General features: G+C 66.1%; 16 protein-coding genes. 5 read left to right on the top strand and 11 right to left on the bottom strand.

Annotated elements, in window-relative coordinates:
* The first annotated feature begins 56 nt into the window (after nucleotides 1-56).
* Nucleotides 57-1,013, top strand: coding sequence for an alpha/beta hydrolase (locus AC56DV_RS02730; RefSeq protein ID WP_496312761.1), 957 nt, complete (start codon nucleotides 57-59; stop codon nucleotides 1,011-1,013).
* Between the two features lie 265 nt (nucleotides 1,014-1,278).
* Nucleotides 1,279-4,005: a TonB-dependent receptor gene (locus AC56DV_RS02725; RefSeq protein WP_496312760.1), complete on the top strand. Its 2,727-nt coding sequence runs from the start codon at nucleotides 1,279-1,281 to the stop codon at nucleotides 4,003-4,005.
* Nucleotides 4,006-4,058: 53 nt separating this feature from the next.
* Here the strand turns inward: AC56DV_RS02725 and AC56DV_RS02720 are convergent, their stop codons facing one another.
* The 10 genes from AC56DV_RS02720 to AC56DV_RS02675 form a co-directional block, all read right to left on the bottom strand.
* Entirely contained in the window at nucleotides 4,059-4,289 is a 231-nt protein-coding gene (locus tag AC56DV_RS02720; protein ID WP_496312759.1) for a hypothetical protein, read from the bottom strand.
* A complete protein-coding gene (locus AC56DV_RS02715; RefSeq protein ID WP_496312758.1) occupies nucleotides 4,286-4,846 on the bottom strand; it encodes a hypothetical protein in 561 nt (186 codons plus the stop codon). The genes AC56DV_RS02720 and AC56DV_RS02715 overlap by 4 nt, the downstream gene beginning before the upstream one ends.
* A 127-nt stretch (nucleotides 4,847-4,973) precedes the next feature.
* Entirely contained in the window at nucleotides 4,974-6,812 is a 1,839-nt protein-coding gene (locus tag AC56DV_RS02710) for a M2 family metallopeptidase (RefSeq protein WP_496312757.1), read from the bottom strand.
* A 28-nt stretch (nucleotides 6,813-6,840) separates the two neighbouring features.
* Nucleotides 6,841-7,194: a DUF3325 domain-containing protein gene (locus AC56DV_RS02705; RefSeq protein WP_496312756.1), complete on the bottom strand. Its 354-nt coding sequence runs from the start codon at nucleotides 7,192-7,194 to the stop codon at nucleotides 6,841-6,843.
* Entirely contained in the window at nucleotides 7,191-8,804 is a 1,614-nt protein-coding gene (locus AC56DV_RS02700) for a PepSY-associated TM helix domain-containing protein (RefSeq protein WP_496312755.1), read from the bottom strand. The genes AC56DV_RS02705 and AC56DV_RS02700 overlap by 4 nt, the downstream gene beginning before the upstream one ends.
* A 7-nt stretch (nucleotides 8,805-8,811) precedes the next feature.
* A complete protein-coding gene (locus AC56DV_RS02695) occupies nucleotides 8,812-9,123 on the bottom strand; it encodes a DUF3649 domain-containing protein (protein WP_496312754.1) in 312 nt (103 codons plus the stop codon).
* Between the two features lie 4 nt (nucleotides 9,124-9,127).
* Nucleotides 9,128-11,248 carry a TonB-dependent siderophore receptor gene (locus tag AC56DV_RS02690; RefSeq protein WP_496312955.1) on the bottom strand — a complete coding sequence of 707 codons (2,121 nt, stop codon included), beginning with the start codon at nucleotides 11,246-11,248 and terminating at the stop codon, nucleotides 9,128-9,130.
* Between the two features lie 175 nt (nucleotides 11,249-11,423).
* Nucleotides 11,424-11,828 carry a GFA family protein gene (locus AC56DV_RS02685; protein ID WP_057157370.1) on the bottom strand — a complete coding sequence of 135 codons (405 nt, stop codon included), beginning with the start codon at nucleotides 11,826-11,828 and terminating at the stop codon, nucleotides 11,424-11,426.
* Between the two features lie 83 nt (nucleotides 11,829-11,911).
* On the bottom strand, nucleotides 11,912-13,729 hold the full coding sequence (locus tag AC56DV_RS02680) for a monovalent cation:proton antiporter-2 (CPA2) family protein (RefSeq protein WP_496312753.1): 1,818 nt from the start codon (nucleotides 13,727-13,729) through the stop codon (nucleotides 11,912-11,914).
* 85 nt (nucleotides 13,730-13,814) lie between these two features.
* Nucleotides 13,815-16,223 (bottom strand): glycoside hydrolase family 31 protein, encoded by a 2,409-nt coding sequence (locus AC56DV_RS02675; protein WP_496312752.1) that lies wholly within the window; start codon nucleotides 16,221-16,223, stop codon nucleotides 13,815-13,817.
* 186 nt (nucleotides 16,224-16,409) lie between these two features.
* On the opposite strand from AC56DV_RS02675, the gene AC56DV_RS02670 reads away from it, so the two are divergent.
* The 3 genes from AC56DV_RS02670 to AC56DV_RS02660 all read left to right on the top strand — a co-directional run bounded on the left by AC56DV_RS02670 (nucleotide 16,410) and on the right by AC56DV_RS02660 (nucleotide 21,222).
* On the top strand, nucleotides 16,410-17,762 hold the full coding sequence (locus AC56DV_RS02670) for an MFS transporter (protein ID WP_496312751.1): 1,353 nt from the start codon (nucleotides 16,410-16,412) through the stop codon (nucleotides 17,760-17,762).
* A gap of 126 nt (nucleotides 17,763-17,888) precedes the next feature.
* Entirely contained in the window at nucleotides 17,889-19,520 is a 1,632-nt protein-coding gene (locus AC56DV_RS02665) for an alpha-D-glucose phosphate-specific phosphoglucomutase (RefSeq protein WP_496312750.1), read from the top strand.
* Between the two features lie 22 nt (nucleotides 19,521-19,542).
* The gene (locus AC56DV_RS02660; protein ID WP_496312749.1) at nucleotides 19,543-21,222 is read left to right on the top strand and encodes an alpha-amylase family glycosyl hydrolase; all 1,680 of its coding nucleotides are present in this window, start codon (nucleotides 19,543-19,545) and stop codon (nucleotides 21,220-21,222) included.
* A gap of 64 nt (nucleotides 21,223-21,286) precedes the next feature.
* Here the strand turns inward: AC56DV_RS02660 and AC56DV_RS02655 are convergent, their stop codons facing one another.
* Entirely contained in the window at nucleotides 21,287-24,010 is a 2,724-nt protein-coding gene (locus tag AC56DV_RS02655; protein WP_496312748.1) for an alpha-1,6-glucosidase domain-containing protein, read from the bottom strand.
* Nucleotides 24,011-24,106 lie beyond the last annotated feature (96 nt).

Below are 24,106 nucleotides of genomic sequence, written 5' to 3'. Positions count from 1 at the left end.
CAGATAATACATGGGAAATGCCGAATTTTTAATCTAGTTTTGGTACAGGAGGTGTAATGGTGCAACGTGGGCGGCGAGTGATATTGGCCGGGCTTGGGCTGGCGCTGGCGGGCGTGGCGCCACTGGCTGGGGCGCAGGAGGCTGGCGGGGGCGGCAGTTTTGTCTCCCTGGGCGACTTCCCCTCGGCCCAGGTGGCGCCGCGCAAGGTGGTGGTGTGGCTGCCGCCCGGCTACGACCCCAGGGGCGAGCGCTACCCGGTGCTGTATATGCACGACGGCCAGAACCTGTTCGACCCGGCCACGGCCATGGGCGGCCAAGCCTGGGAAGTGCACAAGCAGCTGGCGGCGCTGGCGGCCACGGGCGCGGTGCGGCCGGCCATCATCGTCGGCATCGCCAGCACGCGCGACCGGGCGCGCGAATACGGCCCGGCGCAGGCGGTGGACGCGCTGGCGCCGGAGCTGCGCGCGGTGCTGCTGGGCGATCCGCCCACGCCGGGCGGCCAGCCCACCTTGTCCGAGCAATACCTGCGCTTCATCGTCGACGAGCTGAAGCCGGCCATCGACGCGCGTTTCCGCACCAGCCCCGAGCGCGCGGACACCTTCATCATGGGCTCGTCCATGGGCGGCCTGGTCTCGCTGTATGCGCTGGCGCGCTACCCGGAGGTGTTCGCGGGCGCGGCCTGCCTGTCCACGCACTGGCCCATCACCACCAACTTCAACATGCTGTTCGACAAGGAGGATGCGCGCCCGGTGCGCTACGCGGCCGCCTATTTCGACTGGCTGGCCCGCAAGCTGCCGCGCGCCGGGCGCCACAAGCTGTACTTCGACCATGGCGACGCCACCCTGGACGCGCTCTATGCGCCCTACCAGCAGCAGGTGGACGGCATCCTGCGCGCCAAGGGTTACCGCGCGGGCGTGGACTGGATCAGCCAGGTGTTCCCCGGCGCCGACCACAGCGAGGTGGCCTGGCGCGAACGGGTGGAGGTGCCGCTGCGCTTCCTGTTGTCGCGCTGATCTTGTCGCAATTCTGTAGTTGGACTACAAGACGGCAGGGTGCGGCCTGTAGCTGAAATACAACGAGGACAGCGTTTTCACTGGTGGAGCCAGGGGCGAAACGCATAATAATGAGTAGCATGGATGAACTTTAATTGACTTGATATCTAGTTTTAGTACAAAATTCCGCATAGAACGTCTTGAGAGCGTTTGCTTTGCTGGCTCCCGTGTAGTCGAAATAAACAGCCTGCGGGACTTTTGATCTGTCTAAAGAGGGGACATCCTTATGAAGAATTTCGCATCTGAGCGCTCGCAGCGCGCAGTCCTGCAACTGAGCCCGGTAGCCGCTGCCTGCGCCCTGTTCGTTTCCGCACTGGCCGGCTCGGCCCATGCACAAACCAGCGGCGAACAAGCATCCGCACCGATGGCCACCGTGACCGTGTCCGGTATCCGCCGCGGCATCGAAGACGCCATCTCGGTCAAGAAAGAAGCGACCTCCATCGTTGAGGCGATTTCCGCTGAAGACATCGGCAAGCTGCCGGACGTGTCGATCGCCGAGTCGATCGCCCGCCTGCCAGGCCTGGCCGCCCAGCGCGTTGCCGGCCGTGCCCAGGTGATCTCCGTGCGCGGCCTGTCGCCGGACTTCTCCACCACGCTGCTGAACGGCCGCGAGCAAGTGTCCACCGGCGACAACCGCTCCGTCGAGTTCGACCAGTACCCATCCGAACTGCTGAGCGGCGTCACCATCTACAAGACCCCGGACGCCGGCCTGATCGGCCAGGGCCTGTCCGGCACGCTGGACCTGCAGACCGTGCGTCCGCTGGCCTTCGCCAAGCGCACCTTCGCAGTCAACGTGCGCGGCGAGAAAAACTCGATCGGCAAGATCTCCAACGCCAACGACCAGGGCAACCGCGTCAGCTTCAGCTACATCGACCAGTTCCTGGACCGCACCCTGGGCGTGGCCATCGGCTATGCCCACTTGGAATCGCCAGTGCTGGCGCAGGAAACCGGCATCTACGAACCGTGGAAAACCGAGACCCGTCCGGGCATGACCCCGGGCACCACCATCACCGACGGCATCAAGGCGCTGGGCCGCAGCGGCTTCAACCGCCGCGACGGCCTGATGGGCGTGCTGCAATACCGTCCGAACAAGCAGTGGACCAGCATGATCGACATGTATGCGTCCCAGTTCAAGCATGAAGACACCGCCAACCAGTTCGAAGTGAACCTGAGCGGCTACAACGGCGGCCTGAATCCCGGCCTGGTGTTCACCAATGTCACCAACAACGGCAACGCCATGGGCAGCTCGGTGGCCAACAACGTGTACCCGCTGGTGCGCGGCATGTACGACAAGCGCAAGGACGACATCCGCGCAGTCGGCTGGAACAATGAAGTGCGCCTGGACGGCGTGACCCTGGTGGCGGACGCCAGCTACTCGAACGCCAAGCGCGACGAAGTGAGCCTGGAAAACAATCTGCAGCTGGGCGCCGTGAACTCGGTGCAGTACCTGGACAATGTGGCCCTGCTGTTCCGCAGCGGCGCCTTCCCGCAGATGGCTCCTACCCGCAACTACAGCGACGCTTCGCAGCTGTACGTGAAGGGCACCATCTACGGCTCCGGCTACGGCAAGACCCCGAAAGTGGAAGACACGCTGAAGAGCTTCAAGCTGTCGGCCAAGTTCGACGCGCCGGCAGCGGTGGAATCGTGGGTGTCGAGTTTTGAAGTGGGCGGCAACTACAGCGACCGCCAGAAGGCCAAGACCCAGCCGGAAGGCAACATCAACCTGAAGGGCAACCCGACCACGATCTCGAGCGACCTGCTGTACGCGCCGGTCGGCCTGGGCTTCGCCGGCGTGGGCACCATCCCTTCGTGGAACGTGCCTGCCGTGGTGGAGAAGTACATGACCTTCGCACCGAACGCCAGCGAGAGCTACCTGATCTCGAAGAACTGGGAAGTGTCGGAGAAGATCACCACCGCCTTCATCAAGACCAACCTGGAGCATGACTTCGGCAGCGTGACCATGCGCGGCAACGTGGGCGTGCAGGCGCAGCGCACCGAGCAGTCGTCCGACGCGAACTACTGGGACGGCACCGCCCCGGCCGGCCAGCAAGTCAAGCCTGTCCACGACGGCAAGAACTACACCGACTACCTGCCAAGCATGAACCTGGCGTTCGCCTTCGCCGGCGAGAACACGGTGCGCGTGGCGCTGGCCAAGCAGATCGCCCGTCCGCGCGTGGACCAGCTGCGCTCCGCGCTGGACTTCGGTGTGAGCGACGTGACCTTCAAGCCGGGCGCCAGCGGCGGCAACGCGCAGCTGGACCCATGGCGCGCCAAGGCGTTCGACATCTCGTATGAAAAATACTTCGGCAAGAAGGCTTACCTGGCTGCCGCGGCGTTCTACAAGAAGCTGGACACCTACATCTTCACGCAGACCAAGAGCTACGACTTCTCGAAGTACATTCCGGGCACCAAGGCCAACACGCCGATCGGCGACTACACCGCGCCGTACAACGGCAGCGGTGGCAGCATGAAGGGCCTGGAGCTGTCGGGTTCCCTGCCGCTGAACATGGTCAGCCCGATGCTGGACGGCTTCGGCGTGGTAGCGAGCCACACCTACACCGACAGCAGCATTGCGATCGAAGATCCAAGCGGCAGCATCGGCAAGAACATCCCGCTGCCGGGCCTGTCGAAGCACACCACCAACCTGACCTTCTACTACGAGAAGAACGGCTTCGAGACCCGCATCTCGCAGCGCAAGCGTTCGGACTTCGTGGGCGAGATCGGCAACTTCGCGGCAGAGCGTTCGCTGCGTTACGTGGTGGGTGAGAACATCATCGACTTCCAGATCGGCTACTCGTTCCAGAACGGTCCGCTGAAGGGCGTGGGCCTGGTAGCCCAGGTGAACAACCTGCGCAACGCCGCCTACGAAACCTACAACGGCAACCGCAACCAGCAACTGGAATACCAGAAATACGGCCGCACCCTGCTGCTGGGCGCGAACTACAAGTTCTAAGCCGGTTCAGCTGACGTGAAAAAGCCCGCCATGCGCAAGCATGGCGGGCTTTTTCATTCCTGCGCCGGCTGCGCGATCCTGGGATCGTCGGGCTCCAGCACTGTGCGGTAGTCGCCGGAAAAAAATGCCACGAATGGCTCGTCCGGCCGGAGTTGGGTGCGGGGCTTCCAGACATGGTGCCCGTTAATCAGGACAATTACGTCGTTGATACGATGCTCTGGCGGTATTGCGCGCGCGCGTATTTCTTCGAGCGTCGGCATGCGCTCGTCAAGGTACATGCTCATGATGCCTCCCTTTCATATTTCAGTTGCAGCTTGAGCGCCACTCGCACCCATGCAAGATGCAACATCTCTGCAGTCGCATAGGGCGATGCCAGCTCTCCGCTCTTGACCATTGTATCAACGTCTTTTTCGGCTGAGATGAGTGCCTTTGCGTACGTGCTGCTGATCAACCGCCCCGACGGCCACGCTGCAACGGGATACATGAAATGGCGATACCAAGGCGCTACAGCACGCACCTCTAGCAAATCAATTTCAGCGGCAAGGAGAATGTCGCCCCTTGAGAAGGTGAGTCCGAGCGGATGGTTATGGGTGAAGATGCAGTGTTTCATTCCCGAGAGTTCATGCGTATGAAAAGCAATGCGATCTGCCATTCCGGTTCGGGCTAACATTAATTTTCCGTTCTGGTTGAAGAATGCGCCCGACTCCAGCGTGTCATGACGTATTTTTTCTTCAAACCTGACGGCGGCCAAGCGGGCTGGCGTGGCGGTGTCTGGCGTGGTCCTGGGGTATCCAGGATCGTAGATTGTGAAGGTACCGCTGGGCTGATTGAATGGCTCCATGGCTGCCTCACTGAGCTGAACGGAAATGGTCAGCTTAGCGAAGCAGTCGGCCTGCGATTTGATATCGGTCAGCCAAATGGAAGAGAGGGCGGCTGCGCCTGCGGGCGCAGCCGCCGATGGTGCGGGCTTACTTCTTGGCGGCTTCGGCGGCGGCCAGCTGGCGGTTCTGGTCGTCGAGCCAGGTCTTCAGCGGGGCGAAGTAGTCGAGCAGGGCGGAGCCGTCGATGCGCTCTTCGCCGGACACCGCTTTCAGCGCTTCAGGCCATGGCTTGCTCGCGCCCATCGCCAGCATCTGCTGCAGCTTGGCGCCGGCTTTCTGGTTGCCGTACACCGAGCAGCGGTGCAGCGGACCGGTGTAGCCGGCTTCGCGGCACAGCGCGCGGTGGAACTGGAACTGCAGCATGTGGGCCAGGAAGTAGCGCGCGTACGGCACGTCGGCCGCCACGTGGTACTTGGCGCCGGCGTCGAAACCGCCGGCCGCCATCGGCGCCGGACGGCTCACGCCCATGTACTGCTCGCGCAGCTGCCACCAGGTCTTATCGAAGTCGGCCGGCTGGGTCTTGCCGGCGTAGACGTCCCAGCGCCATTTGTCCACCGAGTAGGCGAACGGCAGGAAGGCCACCTTGGCCAGCGCGCGCTGCAGCAGCTCGCCGATGTCGGCGTTCGCCTCCGGCTCCTGGTTCATCAGGCCGATCTTCTTCAGGTAGTCCGGCGTGATCGACAGCGCCACGGTGTCGCCGATGGCTTCGTGGAAGCCGTCGTTGGCGCCGCCCTGGAACAGGAAGGACTGCTTGTTGTAGGCCAGGTCGTAGTAGATGTGGCCCAGCTCGTGGTGGATCACCTTGAACTCTTCGTCGGTCGGGCGGATGCACATCTTGATGCGCACATCTTCCTTGCCGTCCATGGTCCAGGCGGACGCGTGGCACACCACTTCGCGGTCGCGCGGCTTGGTCAGCAGGGAGCGCTGCCAGAACGATTCGGGCAGCTTCTGCATGCCGAGCGAGGTGTAGAAGCGCTCGGCGTACTGCGTCATCTGCTTGGCGTCGGTCTTGCGCTCTTCCAGCACCTTGGTCAGGTCGAAGCTGCTGGCGTTGTTGGCCGGCTTCAGCAGCGGGTAGATGTTCTCCCAGCTCTGGCTCCACATATTGCCAAACAGGTGGGCCGGGATCGGGCCGGTGGCGGGCACCACGTCCGGGCCGTAGGCGGCGCGCAGCTTGTAGCGGGTGTAGGTGTGCAGCGAGTCGTACAGCGGCTTGACCTGCTGCCACATGCGTTCCATCTCGGCCGAGAAGGCTTCCGGCGGCATGTCGTACTGCGAGCGCCACAGGGCGCCGGTGTCGGCGAAGCCCATTTCGCGCGCGCCCTTGTTGGACAGGGCCACATAGTCGACATACATCTGCTTGTACGACGGCGACTGCGCGTGCCAGCCGAGCCAGGTTTCCTTCAGCTTGGCCGGGTCGCGGCTGGTGGCCAGCGTTTTTTCCAGTTCGCCCAGCGGCAGGCATTCCTGGCCGCCGGTGGGGCAGTATTTGGCCTTGCCGTAGGCGGCGTTCAGCGCGGCGTTCTTGGCGGCGTAGGCTTCGCGCTCTTTCGGGTCGGACAGCATCAGGGTCAGCTGCAGCAGCTTGAGCTTGCGCGCGTAGTCTTCCTTGAGCTTCAGGCCGTTGTAGCGGCGCGCGCCCAGGGCGGCTTCGCCGGAGGCGCTCAGCTGGCGCTCGCCGAAGTAGGTGGCCAGCGCTTCGGTGTCGTCGGTGATGAAGTTCTGGGCGACCCACTGCGCGCGGGCGCTGTCCAGGTTCAGTTTTTCCAGCTTGCTTTCGGTGTCGTTCAGGAAGCGTTCGGCTTCGGCGACGGTCGGCTTGCTTTTGGCAGGCGTTTTGGCCCCCTCGGCCTGGGCCGGCTGGAACGCGCAAGCGGCCAGCATCACGGCGGCGGGGATGGCTTTCATATACAGCGGTTGTGGCACTGCAGTCTCCTTCTGGTTGGTGAATTGACTAATATACACCGGCCAGAAGGTAGGCGACAGATCCACCGGCGTAGGCCGCCACGCCCAGCAGGGCGGCCAGGCGCAGGGCGTAGGACAGCAGCAACACCAGCAGCAGGCAGGCGCCGGTGAGCGCGCCCAGCCACATCAGCAAGCCGTGCGCGCCGCCCAGCGCGTGCACCGACGCGGCCATGGCCAGCGCCAGCGCGGCGGCGCCGCCCAGCTGCAGGCGCCTGCGCAGCGCGGGCGGCGGCTCGGCGCCGCGTCCGCGCAGGTCGGCGTAGTGGCGGTCCATCGCCATGCTCAGCGCGAACATGCCGCCGTAGCTGAGCGCGAACAGCGCGAGCAGGTAGAGGGCGGTCATGTGGCCTCCGGCATCGGCGGGGCGCCGGACGTGCGCGGCTTGGCCGGAGCAGGCGCGGCTTGTTTGGCGCCGCGGCCAAGGCGGCGGGCGGCGCAGGCCAGCAGCAGGCCGAGCGCGAACACGGTCAGGTCGAAGCCCGCCACGGCGACCGGGCCGCGGCTTTGCAGCATGGTCACGCCCAGGTGCGAACTGGTGGTGAACACGTTTAGCACCGGGATACCCATCAGCAGCAGCGCGCCCGCACCCAGCTGCAGGCGCCACATCAGGCGGTCCGGCCGGATTTGCGCCAGCGCCATGGCCGCGCCCCACGCGGCGAAGAACCACGCGATCTCGGTTTCGGGCCGCTTCTCGATCCCGACCGGCACCAGCCGGTTGGCCCAGAAGTAGGCGCCGTAGGCGATCGGCAGGCCGGCGATGGCGCCCAGGTTGAGCGCTTCCACCAGCCGCGTGCCGAAGCCCACCTTGCCGCCCGCCTTGAGCGCCTTGGCCTGCCGCTGGCGGCTCTTGACCGCCCACAGCAGTGCGCCGGTGGCCACCATGGCGCATCCCGCCAGGCCGGAGATAAAGAAGAAGCCGCGCAGCAGCGGCCCGGCAAAGCGCGCGATGTGCAGGCCGTACATCACGCCGTGCGTGGCGGCGGCGCCGGTCGGGTCGTCGCCGGCCTGCGCCAGCAGCGCGCCGCTGGCGCCGTCGAACTGCATCGCAGGCTGTTTGTTCGACAGCTCGCGCCCGGCCGCGCGGGTCACCGAAATGCGGGCGTTGGCGTCGTTCGGGCTGGTCACGCTGAGGGCGCCGGCCGCGCGTCCGCCCCAATGGCTTTCGGCCCGCTCGACGATGGGACGGATGGCCGCCAGCGGCGCGTGCACGCCGGCCGCCTTCACCGGCTTGCCCGCGTTGGGGAACACCTCCGCGTTCATGGCTTCGCGGTCACCCTTGTACACCGCCTGCGTGGCGGCCGGCATGTACAGGAACATCAGCGTCACCAGGCCGGTGTAGGTGATCATCAGGTGGTAGGGCAGGGCCAGCACGGCGGTGGCGTTGTGCGCGTCCAGCCAGGAGCGCTGGCCCTTGTTGCCCCGGAAGGTGAAGAAGTCCTTGAAGATGCGCTTGTGCGTGATGACGCCGCTGATAATGGACACCAGCATGAACATGGCGCAGAAGCCGACGATCCAGCGCGCCCAGATGGCGGGCATGTAGTGCAGGTCGAAATGCAGGCGGTAGATGAATTCGCCGCCGCGCGTTTCGCGCGGATCCTCCAGCTCCACGCCGCTGGCCGGGTCGATCAGCGCCGATTTCAGGCCGCGCTTGCCGCGGTCCGGATCCGTCCACGCGATGCGGATGGCCGGCGTGCGCCCGGTGGGCAGGGTGATGAACCAGCGCCTGGCGTCCGGCGCGCGTTCCTGCAAGGCCTGCACCGCCACCGTGGCGGCGGTGGCCGCAGCCACGCCGCGCACGTGGACGGCGTGCAGCTCGGGCTTCATCCACAGGCTGATCTCGTCGCGGAAGTAGCTCGCGGTGCCGGCGGTGAACACCAGGAACAGGATCCAGCACACCAGCAGGCCGGACCAGGTGTGCAGCCATGCCATCGACTGGCGGAAGCTTTCTTTCATCGGAACCTCAGGAGAGGAAGGTGGCGGCGCCGGCCAGCGCCGCTGCTGGCAGCAGCAATCCCAGCCAGGCGCGCGCCGCGCTGCGGGCGGCGAACACCCACAGCACGGCGCAGGCGTAGACAGCGAACGAGAACAGCGTTGACGCCATGACGGCGTCGGCGCGGCTCAGCGACAGGGCCGGCAGCAGCAGCGCCAGGAAGGCCGTGGCCGCCGCAGCCAGCAGGTAGCCGCCGAAGATGGCGGCCACGGCGCGCGCGCCGACGCCCAGCCGATGGGCCAGCCGATGAGCCAGCGCTGGGGAGAGGGTGGGCACGCGCATGGTCTTACCAGGCGTAGCGCGCCGTCAGCGCGGCGGTGCGGCGCTGGCCGTAGAAGCAGTCGCCGCGCGAGAGGCAGGTGGAAATCTGCACCTTGTCGGCCAGGTTGGTGACGTTGAAGGCGAAGCGCCACGGGCCGCTGCTGTAGGACAGCATGGCGTCCAGCAGCGTGATGCCGGGCGTTTCCAGCGCGTCCAGGCCGTCCCACGAGGACGACAGGTGGCGCACGCCGGCGCCCGCGCTGACGCCGGTCTTGCCGGCCACGGCGAAGCGGTGCGTCAGCCAGGCCGACACGTTATGTTCCGGCACGCCGCTCAGGCGCTTGCCGTTGTCGGCGCCGTTGCTGCGCGCAACCTTGGCGTCGGTGTAGGCGTAGCCGGCGGTCCAGCTCCAGTCGCGTCCCAGGCTGCCGCCGCTTTCCAGCTCCAGGCCCTGCACCTGCACTTCGCCGATCTGGATGCTGTTCAGCGGGTTGGCCGGGTCGGTGGTCTTGCGGTTGGTGTCGCGCAGGTCGTACACGGCCAGGGTGGTGTTGAAGTCGCCGCCCTGCGGCTGCCACTTCACGCCCGCCTCCCATTGCTTGCCGCGCTGCGGCGCGAAGGCCTTGCCGTTCAAGTCCACGCCGCCCAGTGGCAGGAAGGATTCGGAATAGCTCACGTACGGCGCCCAGCCCTGTTCGGACAGGTACAGCAGGCCGAAACGCCTGGTGGTGGCCTTGTCGTCGGTGCGGCTGGCGGGACGGCCTTCGATGTCGTTCTCGGCGGCGTCGCGGCGCAGGCCCATCAGCGCGCTCCAGTTGGGCCTGAACTTGACCTGGTCCTGCAGGTACAGGCCTTTCTGGTGCAGCTGGGTGGTAGGCAGATGGGCCAGCGAAACGGGCTTGGTGTAGTTGCCGTAGACCGGCGCGTACAGGTCCAGCGGCGCGGCCACGCCGTTGCCGCGCGCCTGGCGCGTTTCCACGCGCTGCAGGTCGAAGCCGGCCAGCACGGTGTGCTGGATGGCGCCGGTGGCGAATTTCGCTTCCAGCTGGGTGTCGGCCAGCAGTGTATCGAGCTCATTGTATTGCTGCACCAGGTCGCGGTTGATGGTGCGCTGGTCGGCGTTGAACACCGGGCGCGCCGGGCGGCCGGTGGCCGGCACGGCGGTGAAGCTGGTGTAGGCGGTGCGGTAGTCCACGCTGCTGTTCGACTTGCGTACCGTCTGGCGGATCTGGATGCCGTTGCGGAAGCGGTGGCTGACGATGTAGCCCAGGCTGCTCTGTTCGGTGTTGTAGGCGTCCCAGCCCGGTTCGCCGGTGAAAGTGCTGGCGTCGATCCTGCCGAACTTCGACGGCAGCAAGGTGCCTTGCCACGGGAAGAAGCCGATCAGCGAGCCGCTCTTGTCCTCCTGGCGCAGCGCCATCAGGGTCAGCTCGGTGTCGCCGTTGGGCGACCAGGTCAGCGACGGCGCGAACACGCGGCGGTCGTCGGCCACGTGGTTGACCTGGGTGCCGCTGTCGCGCGCGATGGCCACCACGCGCGCCATCCAGTGGCCGCGTTCGTCCAGCACCTGGTTGATGTCGGCCGAGACCTGCTTGCGGCTGTTGCTGCCCACCTGCACCTGCACTTCGCGCTGGTTGCTGGCCACCGGGCGCTTGGACACCAGGTTGACCACGCCGCCGATGCCGCCCTGGCCGTACAGCACGGACGACGGACCGCGCAGCACTTCCACGCGCTCCAGCGTGTACGGGTCGGGGCGGGTGGTGTTGTAGGAGCCGAAGTTCATCTGCACGCCATCCTGCAGCAGGGCGGGGTTGCCGCCGCGCGAGCTGATGGAGTCCACGCGGCTGTCGAAATAGGTGGAGACCAGGCCGGCGCTGTAGTTCACGGTCTGGCGCAGCGTTTGCGCGCCTTGTTCCTCGAAGCGCTCGCGCAGGATCACGGAGATGGACTGCGGGGTCTCGATCAGCGGGGTGTCGGTCTTGGTGCCCACGCCGGCACGGCGGGCGGCGTAGATGTCATCTTCCTTCTTGCCGTCGACGGTGACCACCGCCATCACCGCCGGTGCTGCTGATGCGGCGGCGCCTTCGGCGTCGCCGGCCGGGGCGGCGTAGGCAATCGGGGCGCCGCCGCCGAGGGCGGCCAGCATCAGGGCCGAGCGCACGGCGGCGCTCGGCGGCGAGAGGGACAAACGTGGGTGCGGCATCGGGCCATCCTTGAAGGTGGTGGCTGGCGACGCGCTGCGTTGGCTGGCTTAGTTGATGAGAATGATTCTCATTATACTATGGCTGCGCCCAAGTGGCTAGCATCAAGGATGGCTGGAATCAAAGATGCCGCGTTTCGGCGGGCGGGTTCTGCCAGTTGTCGTGGCGGCCGTCGGCGTAGTGCACCGGCGCGGCGATCAGTTCTTCCGGCGTCACGTCGTCCAGGCACGCCACCTGCACGCCCACATAGTGGCCGCCGATTTCCTCCACGTAGCCGCGCCCGAATGGGTGCACACCGCAGGTGCGGCAAAACAGGTGGTGGCCGCTCATGGTGTTGAATTGATAGTCGCTGAGCGCATCCTCGCCGGCCAGCAGCCGGAACTCGTCCGGCTTGAGGATGACGCCCCAGTTGCGGACCTTGGTGCAGATGGAGCAGTTGCACTTGCCGGTGCCGGCGCTCAGGTCGATATCGGCTTCAAAGCGCACGGCGCCGCAGTGGCAGCTGCCGGTGTAGGTTTTTTTCATGAAGGTCTCCTGATGGCCGGGCCAAATCCGGCCTGCGGGAAGTGTAGCGCGTCCTCCGGCGCGGTGCACGGATGCCTGCCGGATCAGCTTTCCGGCACGCTGCTACGCTCCTGCAAGTCGGCCGCCAGCAGCTGGTTCATGCGCTCGCTCGATTCGCGCAGCGCCACGGCGTACTTCTCGTCGTCGCCCCACACCTTGGCCAGCGCAGTGATCATTTCCTCGTCGTGGCGGCGGAAGCTGGCGCTGGCCTTGGCCGCATCCTCCGGCGCCACGCCCAGCGCGCGCAGCGCCTTCTCGCCGATGGACAGGCCGCCCTCGAAGGTTTCGCGCTCCACCACGTGCGCGCCCCGGTCCAGCAGGCGGTAGGCGTGGCGGCGGTCGTAGGCGCGGGCCAGGATGGTGAGGTTGGGGAAGTACTGCCTGGCGATTTCCACCAGCGCCTCGGCCTGGTCGCGGTCGTCGATGGCCACGATCAGCAGCTTGGCCTGGGCCGCCCCTGCGGCGCGCAGCAGGTCGAGCCGGGTGGCGTCGCCGTAGTAGACGCGGCGGCCGAAGCGGCGCACCAGCTCCACCTGTTCGGCGCTGGCGTCCAGCGTGGAGATGTTGAACTTGTTGACCATCAGCAGGCGCGCGGCGATCTGGCCGAAGCGGCCGAAGCCGGCCACGATCACGTCCGGCTCGTGCTCGAGCGCGCCCGCTTCCGGTTCCGGCTTGCTGGAGAAGCCGGGGCCGGCCAGGCGGTCGTACAGCATCAGCGCAAAGGGCGTGAGCGCCATCGAGATGGCGACGGCGGCCACCGTCAGCGCCGAGATGTCGGCCGCGATCACGCCGGAGGTGGAGGCAAGGCCCAGCAGCACGAAGGCGAACTCGCCGCCCTGGCTGAGCGCCGCGCCGGTTTGCGCCGCCGTGCGCGAGGGGATGCCGAAGGCGCGCATGATGCCGTAGACGACGGCGGTCTTCACCGCCATCAGGCCGAACACCATGGCCGCCAGCAGGCCGATCTGCTGCACCGCCAGCGCCAGGTTGACGCTGGCGCCCACCGACATGAAGAACAGGCCAAGCAGCAGGCCGCGAAACGGTTCGATGTCGCCTTCCAGCTCGCGCCGGAATTCGCTGTCGGCCAGCACCACGCCGGCCAGGAAGGCGCCCAGCGCGGCGGACAGGCCCACGGCCTGCATCAGCAGCGATACGCCCACCACCAGCAGCAGTGCCGCTGCGGTGAAGATTTCGCGCGAGCGGATCTTGGCGATATAGCGCAGCGCGGGCCGCATCAGGAAGCGGCCCACCACGATGACGATGAACACCGCGCCGATCACGGCGGCGGCGTGGACCCAGGCCGGATAGCCTTTCAGCAGGCCGGTTTCGGCGGCGCTGCTCACGCGGTCGTCGGCCAGCAGCGGCAGCGCGGCGATCATGGGGATGGTGGCCACGTCCTGGAACAGCAGGATGCCTTGCGAGGCGTCGCCGGTGGGCGTCTTGCGCAGGCCTTTTTCCTCCAGCGACTGCAGTACCACGGCGGTGGACGACAGCGACAGGATGAAGCCCAGCGCCACGGCGGCCTGCCAGTCCATGCCGAAAGCCAGGCCGATGGCGGCCAGCGCCAGGCCGCTGAGCAGCACCTGCAGGCCGCCCAGGCCGAAGAAGGCGGTGCGCATATGCCACAGCAGGGAAGGCTGGACCTCGAGGCCGATCAGGAACAGCATGATAACCACGCCGAATTCGGCGAAATGCATCACCTCGGCCGGATCGTGCACGAAGGCCAGCGCGGAAGGGCCGATCAGCAGGCCGGCCACCAGGTAGCCGAGCACCGAGCCCAGGCCGAGCCGCTGCGCCACCGGCACCGCCAGCACGCCGGCGGTCAGGTAGACCAGGGCCATCAAGAGGAGATTGGAGCCTTCCATCGCATATCCTTAGTTGTGTAAGGACGCAGTATGCGATGGCGTGGCGGATTTTACAATTGCGCGTGAGAGGGAGCTTGTTGGCGGCTTAGCGCAGCGAGATCGCGACCGTGCTGGCCGCGCGCCTGGTGGCCGGCACCTGTACCGTCAGCAACTGGCGCTTGGCGTCCCAGCCGAATTTCGCTGGTTTGCCTTCCAGCGTCACGCCGGCCGGCTTGGCGGCCACGTTGTGCACCGTGAGCGCCACGCTGCGTTCCGGGCGCTGGTACTGCTTGCCCACTTCCGAGTCCAGCGTGATGACCAGCTGCTTGCCGTTGCCACTCAGCGCGCTGGCGAAGCGCACGATCTCGTACTTGCCCTTGGCGTAGGCGTCCGGCGTTGCGCCGTCGTCGTCATAGAGCTTGCCGCTGCCCGACGATACCGCCGCGTCGTGGTAGTAGTGCAGCTCCAGCTTGCCGGTGCTGTAGTCGCGCGTGCTCTGCACCGGCGCCACCATCGGGATGAAGGCGCCTGCGCGCACGAACACCGGGATATGGTCCAGCGCCACCGGCACCACGGCCGTGATGCCGCCAGCGTAACGGCGGCCGTTGTTGAAGTCGAACCACGCCGGGCTGGTGGCCGGCAGGTAGACTTCCTTGCGGCGCGCGCCCGGTTCGGTGACCGGCGCCACCACGAATTCGCGGCCCCACAGATAGGACGACACCAGGCTGCGCGCCGCTTCGTTTTGCGGCTCCTCGTACAGCATGGGGCGCATCAGCGGCACGCCCTGCTGGCTGTTGTCGAAGCCCAGCGTGTAGTTATACGGCAGCATGCTGTAGCGCAGGCGGATGGATTCGCGCGCCAGCGCCTTGGTGGCTTCTTCGCGGAACACCGGCTCGGAAGGCACCTCCTGCTGCGCGTGCGGACGGAACACCGGCTGGAACACGCCGTACTGCAGCCAGCGCGTATACAGTTCATCGTCCAGGTAGGCGTTGGCGAAGCCGCCCAGGTCCGAGTGCATATAGCCCAGGCCCTGCATGCCCATCTGCACCGCGATCTCCGGCTGCGCTTTCAGTCCGCCCCAGCTGCGGTTCACATCGCCCGACCAGGGAATCAGGCCGAAGCGCTGCGAACCTGAGTAACCGGCGCGCATCAGGATGAACGGACGCTCGTTCGGGAAGTCCTTCTGGTAGCCTTCGGCGATCAGGCGCGCCCAGTCATGGCCGTAGGTGTTGTGCACCTGGTCGGCCGTGCCGGTGGCGTGGCGCACGGTGGATGGATGCACTTCCGGCTCGCCCAGGTCGCCCCACCAGCCGGCCACGCCGTAGTCGTTGCGCAGGCCTTTGTAGATATTCCAGAACCAGTCCTTGCCCTGCTTGCTATAGAGGTCGATCAGGCCGGTGTTCCCGAAGTAGAAGTCATAGCGCGCCGGCGCGCCGGAAGGATCGGTGGCCAGCGCCTTGCTGTCCACCGCGTCCTGCCACTTGCTGGACGTGGTCAGCACGAAGGGCTCGGTGATCAGCACCGTCTTCACGCCCTGGGCGCTGAAGTCCGACACCATCTTCTTCGGCGTGGGGAAGTTGTCCTTGTCGAAGGCCAGGTTGCCCATGGTGCCCTTGATGTCCTTGCCGAACCAGTACAGGTCGAACACGATGGCGTCCAGCGGGATCTTCTCGTCGGCGAACTTCTTCACCACGTCGCGCGCCTCCTGCTCGGTGTGATAGCCGAAGCGGCTGGCGAAATTGCCGAAGGCCCAGCGCGGCGGCAGCGGCTGGCGTCCGGTCAGGCTGGTGTAGCTGCCCACCACGTCTTCCCAGCTGTCGCCGGCGATCACCTGGTAGGTCTTGCGGCCGCTGATGGTCTCGTAGGCCAGCGTGTTGTCCTTCTTGCTGTCGAAGTCCAGGTGGCCGATGGCGGCGTTGTCGAAGTGCAGCGCGTACATCCTGGACGACATGGCCACCGGCAGCGTGAAGTTCAGCAGTTCGGAGCGGTCGTCGTAGCCGTAGTGCGCCTTGTTATACAAGGTGAAGCGGTTGCCGCGCCGGTTCATGCCCACCGCGCGCGCGCCGGCGCCGTACAGCGCCTCGTCCTTGTCCAGTTCGAAGTCGATCACTTCGGCGCCGTCCTTCCTGGCGTAGCCGCGCTTTTCCATCACCAGCGGCTTGCCCTTGTAGGCGTAGGCGATGCGGAACGGCGCCTTGGTCACCGTCACGCTGATGCCGCCCGCCACCGCGTATTCCAGCTTGCCGTCCGCGTCCTTCAGCGTGGCGCCGTCCTTGCCGGGCGCCAGCACTACAGCGTGCGAGGCCGGCTCGAACGCCTCGCCCTGCGGCACGAACGTGGTTTCCACGATACGCGGCGAGTACGGTTTGATGAGGTATTGTCCGTCGCTGGTAGTAATCTCCAGCTGGTTGCCGTTCAGCCTGGCGCTCTGTAGTTTGCGGTCGGCGTTCTGGGCCAATGCGAGGGGGCTGGCCAGCAGCAGGAGGGCGATCTTGGCGAAGGTGGGAGTGGTCATGTCGTTTTCTGTTATTTGACTACAAAACGGTGTCTCGAAGTGGGCTGGATGCGGCCTAATACGCTAATTCTACTATGAGTGGTTTGGATTGACACGGCATTATCAGCGTGTTACTTTACTACAAATTAACGCTTTACATCTCGTCCGGCATCCAGCCAGGACCACAAAAATCGGGGACAGGCAGGTATGCAATCACCATCCATCAAGCCCAGGCTGAGTTTCTGGCAGCTCTGGAACATGAGCTTCGGCTTTTTCGGCATCCAGTTCGGCTTCGCGCTGCAGAACACCAACACCAGCCGCATCTTCTCCACGCTGGGCGCCAGCGCCGACGACCTGCCGCTGTTCTGGCTGGCCGCGCCGGTGACCGGCCTGCTGGTGCAGCCGATTATCGGCTACCTGAGCGACAACACCTGGCATCCGCGCTGGGGCCGCCGCCGCCCCTTCTTCTTCATCGGCGCCGTGCTGGCGTCGCTGGCGCTGTTCCTGATGCCCAATTCCAGCGCGCTGTGGATGGCGATCGCCATCCTGTGGCTGATGGACGCCGCCATCAACGTCTCCATGGAACCGTTCCGCGCCTTCGTCGGCGACAAGCTCGATTCCTCGCAGCAGACCACCGGCTTCGCAATGCAGACCTTCTTCATCGGCTGCGGCGCGGTGATCGCCTCGCTGCTGCCTTACCTGTTCGCCGACGTACTGGGCGTGAGCAATGTGCCGGTGGACGGCGCCATTCCCGACAGCGTGCGCTACTCCTTCTACGCCGGCGGCGCAGCCTACTTCCTGGCCGTGATGTGGACCGTGCTGACGGCCGACGAGATCCCGCCCGAGAACCTGGAAGCGTTCCGCGCCGAGAGCAAGCCTGGCCTGAACCACGCCATCATCGAAATCCTGGGCGGCTTCATGAGCATGCCGAAGACCATGGTGCAGCTGGCCTTCGTGCAGTTCTTCACCTGGGTGGCGCTGTTCGCCATGTGGATCTACACCACCAACGCCGTGGCCGACAATGTGTTCGGCACCGCCGACGCGCAATCGACCTCGTTCCAGGAGGCGGGCAACTGGGTCGGCATCATGTTCGCGGTGTACAACGGCGTATCCGCGCTGGCCGCCTTCATCCTGCCCGTCTTCGCCCGCGCCACCAGCCGCAAGTTCGTGCACATGGTGTGCCTGCTGATCGGCGGCGCCAGCCTGATGAGCATCATGTTCATCCACAACCTGAACCTGCTGTTGCTGCCGATGATAGGCGTGGGCATCGCCTGGGCCAGCATCCTGACCATGCCATACGCCATCCTGGCCGGCGCGCTGCCAGCCAAGCGCATGGGCTTCTACATGGGCGTGTTCAACTTCTTCATCGTGATTCCGCAAATCGTCAGCGGCCTGCTGCTGGGCTTCGTCACCAAGCACTTCTTCGCCGGCCACACGGTGAGCACGGTGGCGCTGGGCGGCGCCTGCATGGCGCTGGCCGGGCTGCTCACGCTGTTCGTGCACGAACACGGCGCCAAGCGCGCCGGCGTGCCGGACGGCGCGCTGAAACAGCCGTCCTGACAGCCGCCCCGGTGGCCGTCCCGATGGTCGTCCTGATGGCCAGCCGCGCGCCGTTTTGCCGCCAAACGCGGTAAAACGGCGGTTGCGCCGCCGCCAGGCGGCAACGATCACCGACGCGGAGCGACCATGGCTATCCAGACTGTTACCACCCATCCCATCCCCGGCCAGCGGCCGGGAACCTCCGGCCTGCGCAAGAAGGTCCATACCTTCAGCCAGCCGCACTATCTCGAGAATTTCATCCAGAGCGTGTTCTACACGCTGGGCGACTGCGGCGGCAAGACGCTGGTGCTGGGCGGCGATGGCCGCTACCACAACCGCGCCGCCATCCAGACCATCCTGCGCATGGCGGCGGCGCACGGTTACGCGCAAGTGCTGGTGGGGCAGGGCGGCATCCTGTCCACGCCCGCCGTCAGCTGCGTGATCCGCAAGCGCCAGGCCTCGGGCGGCATCATCCTGTCGGCCAGCCACAACCCCGGCGGGCCGGATGGCGACTTCGGCGTCAAGTACAACATCGCCGCCGGCGGGCCGGCGCCGGAAAGCGTCACCGAGGCCATGTTCCACCACAGCGAAACCATCACCCAGTACCGCATCAGCGACGCCGCCGATATCGACATCGACACCATCGGCGCCTCGCAGATCGAGGACATGCGGGTGGAAGTCATCGACCCGGTGGCGGACTACGCGGAACTGATGGGCCGCCTGTTCGATTTCGACGCCATCCGCGCGCTGTTCGCGGGCGGCTTCACCATGCGCTTCGACGGCATGAGCGCCGTCTCCGGGCCGTACGCAAAAGCCATCCTCGAAGGCATGCTGGGCGCGCCGGCCGGCACCGTCATCAACGCCGTGCCGCTGGAAGACTTCGGCGGCCACCATCCCGACCCCAACCCGGTCAACGCGGCCGAATTGATCGCCCTGATGGCCGGCGAGCACGCGCCGGACTTCGGCGCCGCCTCCGACGGCGACGGCGACCGCAACATGATCGTCGGCCGCAAGTTCGACGTCACGCCGTCCGACAGCCTGGCCATCCTGGCGGCCAACGCCGACGTGGCGCCGGGCTATCGCGGCGGCCTGAAAGGCATCGCCCGCTCCATGCCCACTTCGCGCGCGGCCGACCGCGTGGCCGAAGCGCTGGGCATCCCCTGCTACGAAACGCCCACCGGCTGGAAGTTCTTCGGCACGCTGCTGGACGCCGGCATGGCCACGCTGTGCGGCGAGGAGAGCTACGGCACCGGCTCGGACCACATCCGCGAGAAGGACGGCGTGTGGGCGGTGCTGTTCTGGCTCAACCTGCTGGCCGCCACCGGCAAGGACGTTGAGCAGATCGTCACCGGACACTGGGCGCGCTTCGGCCGCCACTACTACTCGCGCCACGACTACGAGGGCATCGAGCCGGAAGCGGCGCGCCTGCTGATGGCGGACCTGCGCATCAAACTGCCCGCGCTGGCGGGCACAGTGCTCAACGCCCATACCGTCGACTTCGCGGACGACTTCGCATACACCGACCCGGTGGACGGCTCCAGCGTGCAGCAGCAGGGCGTGCGCATCGTCATGCGGGACGGCTCGCGCATCGTCTACCGCCTGTCCGGCACCGGCACCGATGGCGCCACCCTGCGCGTCTACCTGGAATTGTTTGAACCCGATTCATCGCAGCACCAACGTCCCACGCAGCAAGCGCTGGCAAGCCTGATCGCCGCCGCCGAAAGCGTGGCCAGCATCGCAATGCACACGGGCCGGGCCAACCCGACCGTGATCACATAAAACAACCACAGGACCGAACTGCATGAAACTATCTCCCATCGCATTGTCTTTGGCGCTGCTCGCGGGCAGCATGAACACACAGGCGGCGCAGCAGGCAAAGCCCGCGCCCAAGCCATTCCTGTGGGAGAACGCCACCATCTACTTCCTGTTGACGGACCGTTTCAACAACGCAGACCGCAGCAACGATCTGTCCTACGGCCGCAAGGCCGACGCGGCGCCGCAGCGCGGCTACATGGGCGGCGACCTGAAAGGCGTGACGGCCAAGCTGAAGGCGGGCTACTTCGACAGCCTGGGCGTGGACGTGCTGTGGCTCACGCCGCCCGTCGAGCAGTTTCATGGCTCGACCGACGAAGGCACCGGCAAGTCCTACGGCTTCCACGGCTACTGGGCGAAAGACTTCACTTCCGTCGACGCCAACCTGGGCACAGAGAAGGACTTCAAGGACTTCGTCGAAGCGGCCCATGCGCGCGGCATCCGCGTGCTGCTGGACGTGGTGATGAACCACACCTCGCCGTTCACGGACGCCGAGCCGGCATGGCCGTCGGACTGGGTGCGTCTCGACCCCGCCTGCACCTACAAGGACGTGGCCACCAATGTGGACTGCACGCTGGTGAAAGGCCTGCCGGACGTGCTCACCAGCAGCAACGCCAGCGTGGCGCTGCCGGACGCGCTGGTGCGGAAGTGGAAGAAGGAAGGGCGCTACGAGCGCGAAGTGAAGGAGCTGGACGAGTTCTTCGCCCGCACCGGCTATCCGCGCGCGCCGCGCTATTACCTGATGAAGTGGCATGCGGACTGGGTGCGCAAGTTCGGCGTGGACGGCTTCCGCGCCGACACGGTCAAGCACACCGAGCCGGGCATCTGGAAAGAGCTGCGCACGGTGGCGATCGCCGCGCATGAGGACTGGAAGCGCGCGCATCCAGGCAAGGCGCTGGGCGACGGCAAGTTCTACATGCTGGCCGAGGTGTACAACTACAACATCGCGCACGGCAAGCAGTTCGACATGGGTGGCGGCGCCATGACGGACTTCTACGACAACGGCTTCGACAGCATGATCAACTTCGGCCTGGTGTGGGATGCGAAGCAGGACTACGAGACCTTGTTCAGTAAATACTCGGCGGCGCTGCAAGGCCCGCTGAAAGGCTACTCGGTGGTGAACTACACCGCTTCGCACGATGACGGCAATCCGTTCGACCCGGCGCGCAAGAAGCCGTTCGAGACCGCGGCCAAGCTGCTGCTGGCGCCGGGCGCCGCGCAGATCTACTACGGCGACGAGACCGCGCGTCTGCTGGATGCGCCCGGCGCGCAAGGCGACGCCAAGCTGCGCACCTATATGAACTGGGACGACCTGGCGAAGAACGTGGCGCGCGACGGCTACAAGGTGGCGGACGTGCGCGCGCACTGGGCCAAGCTGGGGCAATTCCGCCACGCGCATGTGTCGGTGGGGGCAGGGCTGCATGAGAAGATCGCGGACCAGCCGTACACCTTCAAGCGCACGTATGAAAAAGGCGGCATCAGCGACAAGGTGGTGGTGGCGTTGGACGTGCCGGCCGCCGCGCGCAGCACCATCAAGGTGGGCGGGGTGTTCGCGGATGGGCAGAAGGTGAAGGACTACTACTCCGGCGCCAGCGCGGTGGTGAAGGACGGGGAAGTCACGCTGCCGGTCAAGGGCGGCATCGCACTGCTGGGCGAGGCCGCGCGCTGATTTTGCGGCGGCGCTGGCGGGTTGGCGGGCGAGGCCCGCGCAACCCGCCGCGCCTGCAGGCCGCTTACTCGACGAACACCACTGCGGTGCGCGCCGGAATCGTGAACCGGCCTGTTGCGCCGTCGTAGCGCGCTGCCTGAGCGCGCTGGTCTGCGGCGCTGCTGGCGGTGTGCACCGGATGCAGGCGGTAGCGTTTGCCCTTCTCCTCGTCCGCCACAATGCTCTGCTCAACCTTGTCCACGTTGATCAGATACGTCACCGTCTTGAACCCCGCCCCCGCGTAGCCTGCGCCGTCCATGCGCGCGGCAACCACCGTGGGCACCTGCGCCGATCCCGTATTCAGGAAATGCAGCCGCTGCTTGATATCGGCCGCAGTGCGCATGCGGAACAAGGTGCTGCTGGCGCGGATCTTCAACAGGTCGCGGAACGCGTCGCGTGCGAACGCGATGTCGGCCGGCGCCGGCTTGAGCGCCGCATTGGCCAGCAAAGGCTTCATCAGCGCATAGTCCTTGCCGTTGTCGGCCTCCGGCGGCAAGCCCACGCCGTAGTAGTTGTCCTGATACGTCCAATCCAGGCGGTTGAACCAGTCTCCCGATTCAAAGCTGTTCTTGTCCAGCGACTTGGAACGCAGGATATCGAAGCCCGCGTGGTAGTAGGCCACGCCCTGGCTGAAGGCATTGATGGCCGCACCCAGCATCTGCACCCGCGCGCGCTCGGCGCTGCTGGTGGCCAGCGGCAGGCGGAAGGCGTTCAGGTCGTACATGGTCTGGTTGTCGTGGTTCTCCACGTAGTTCACCACCTCGCCCGGCTCGCTGGCGTAGCCCGCAGGCTGGCCGCTGTAGTCGATGGCTTGCAGCTCCAGCACCTTGTCCTGCCAGGTCTTCATCGCGTAAGTGCGCACGCTGCCCGCCAGGCCCACGCGCACCAGGTCCGCCGCGCGCAGCAGGTCTTCCTTCGGTCGCTGGCCTGCATGGGCGTTGGCGTCGTACACCAGGCCATTGATATAGCCCTGCATGCTGAACATCTTCTCGCCCGAATCGCCGGCGCCGCCGCCGCGCACCGCGTCGCGGCCACGGTCGCTGAAGGTGCCGATGCCGCTGCCGTTCAAGGACAGCTGCGACGCCTGCACGAAGCGCGCGCCGTTCTCAACCTCCCCGAAGTTCCAGCCCTCGCCGATCAGCTGCACCGGCCGCCCGGCGGCCTTGTCCACGCGCGCCTGCAGCACTTCCATGGCGGCGCGCGGCTGGTGGCCCATCAGGTCGAAGCGGAAGGAATCGATCTTGTAATGGCGCGTCCACAGCTCGGCCGAGTCGATCATCAGCTTGGCCATCATCATGTTCTCGGTGGCCGTGTTGTCGCAGCAGGTGGAGCGTTCGATCACGCCCTTGGCGTTCAGGCGGTGGTAGTAGCCGGGCACCACGCGGTCCAGCACGGACTTCTCTTCTTGGCCGGCGCGGTAGGTATGGTTGTAGACCACGTCCATGCCCACGCGCAGATTGACCTTGTGCAGCGCCATCACCATCTGGCGGAACTCGACGATGCGGCGCGCGCCGTCGGCCGGGTCGGTGGCGTAGCTGCCTTCCGGGGCGCTGTAGTGATAGGGGTCGTAGCCCCAGTTGTAGCAGTCCTTGATGAAGGTGGACGCCACCAGCGCCTGCTGGCTTTCGCTGTCCGGCGCGCCGCCCGGCTGCGGGACCACGCAGCCTTTTTCCGGCACCGACCCGATGTCGTACACCGGCAGCAGGTGGATGTCGGTCATGCCCGCCTGGCTCAGGGCGGCCAGGTGCTTCATGCCGTTCGATCCGGTCTCGGTGAAGGCGGTGTATTTGCCGCGATTGGCGGCGCTGACGGTGCTGTCGTTGATCGAGAAGTCGCGCACGTGCAGCTCGTACACCGACATGTCGGTTTGCGCGGCGACCCGCTTCGGCGTCTGCGCCTTGTCCCAACCCGCCGGCTTCAGTTTGGCCGAGTCCAGGTCGGCGATGTAGCTGCGCAGCGAATCGGTGGTCAGGCTGATGGAATACGGGTCGGTGACCAGGTTGCGCACCAGCCCCTTGCTTGGCGCGACCACGTCCACCGCGTACTTGTAGTATTTGCCGGACATGTTGCTGCGGCGCGTGGCGGACCAGATGCCGGTGGCCGAGTCGAAGCGCATGGTGTCGACGCCGGTGGCTTTGCCGTAGCCGTTGTCGTAGGTGCAGACGGAGACTTGCTGCGCGGTCGGCGCCCACAGCTTGAAGGCGGTGTGACCCTTGGAGACGGAGGCGCCCAGATCCGCAGCCTTTCCGGCAGCCGCATAGGTGTCGTCCAGCGCGCCGGCGATCTGCAGCGTGGTGGCGTCGCGCACGGTGCCGTCGGCGTTTTCCTGCACCAGCACCAGCTGCTGCTTGAGCAGCGCGGGCAGCCTGGCCTGGTCGGCCTGCGCCACGGCCAGCACCGCGCCGCTGCCCACGTATTTGAAGCGCTGCGCCGCGTCGGGCGGGATCGCTGCGGTATGGATGGCCATCGCCAGCGCGCCATCGGCGCCGGAGACTTTGGCGCCGATGGCGGCGCTGACCTGGCCGGAGGCGGAGTGATAGAGCTTGAATGCGCCGCCGGCGTCCGCGCCGGGCCACTTGGCGAGCTGGCGGTTCAGCCATACCGCGCGGGCATCGAAGGTATTGGACTTGTGCAGCACGGTTTCGAACGGCGCATCGCATGCGCTCAACTGCACCGATGCCTGCGCCCCGAACGCCGCCAGCACCAGCGCCGCGCCGAGCGACAATTGCGCTCCCATCTTCCCAGCCATAGACTTGTCTCCAAAGTAGTTGAGCTACAAAATTGGCAATTGCAGCTTGGATTTGTCCGATATGGTAATCCAATTGCTGTAGCTTTACTACGAATT

This window comes from Massilia sp. BGA-UO-ETr-WB1 (genome assembly GCF_059567845.1).
This window is presented reverse-complemented; position numbering and strand designations above follow the sequence as displayed.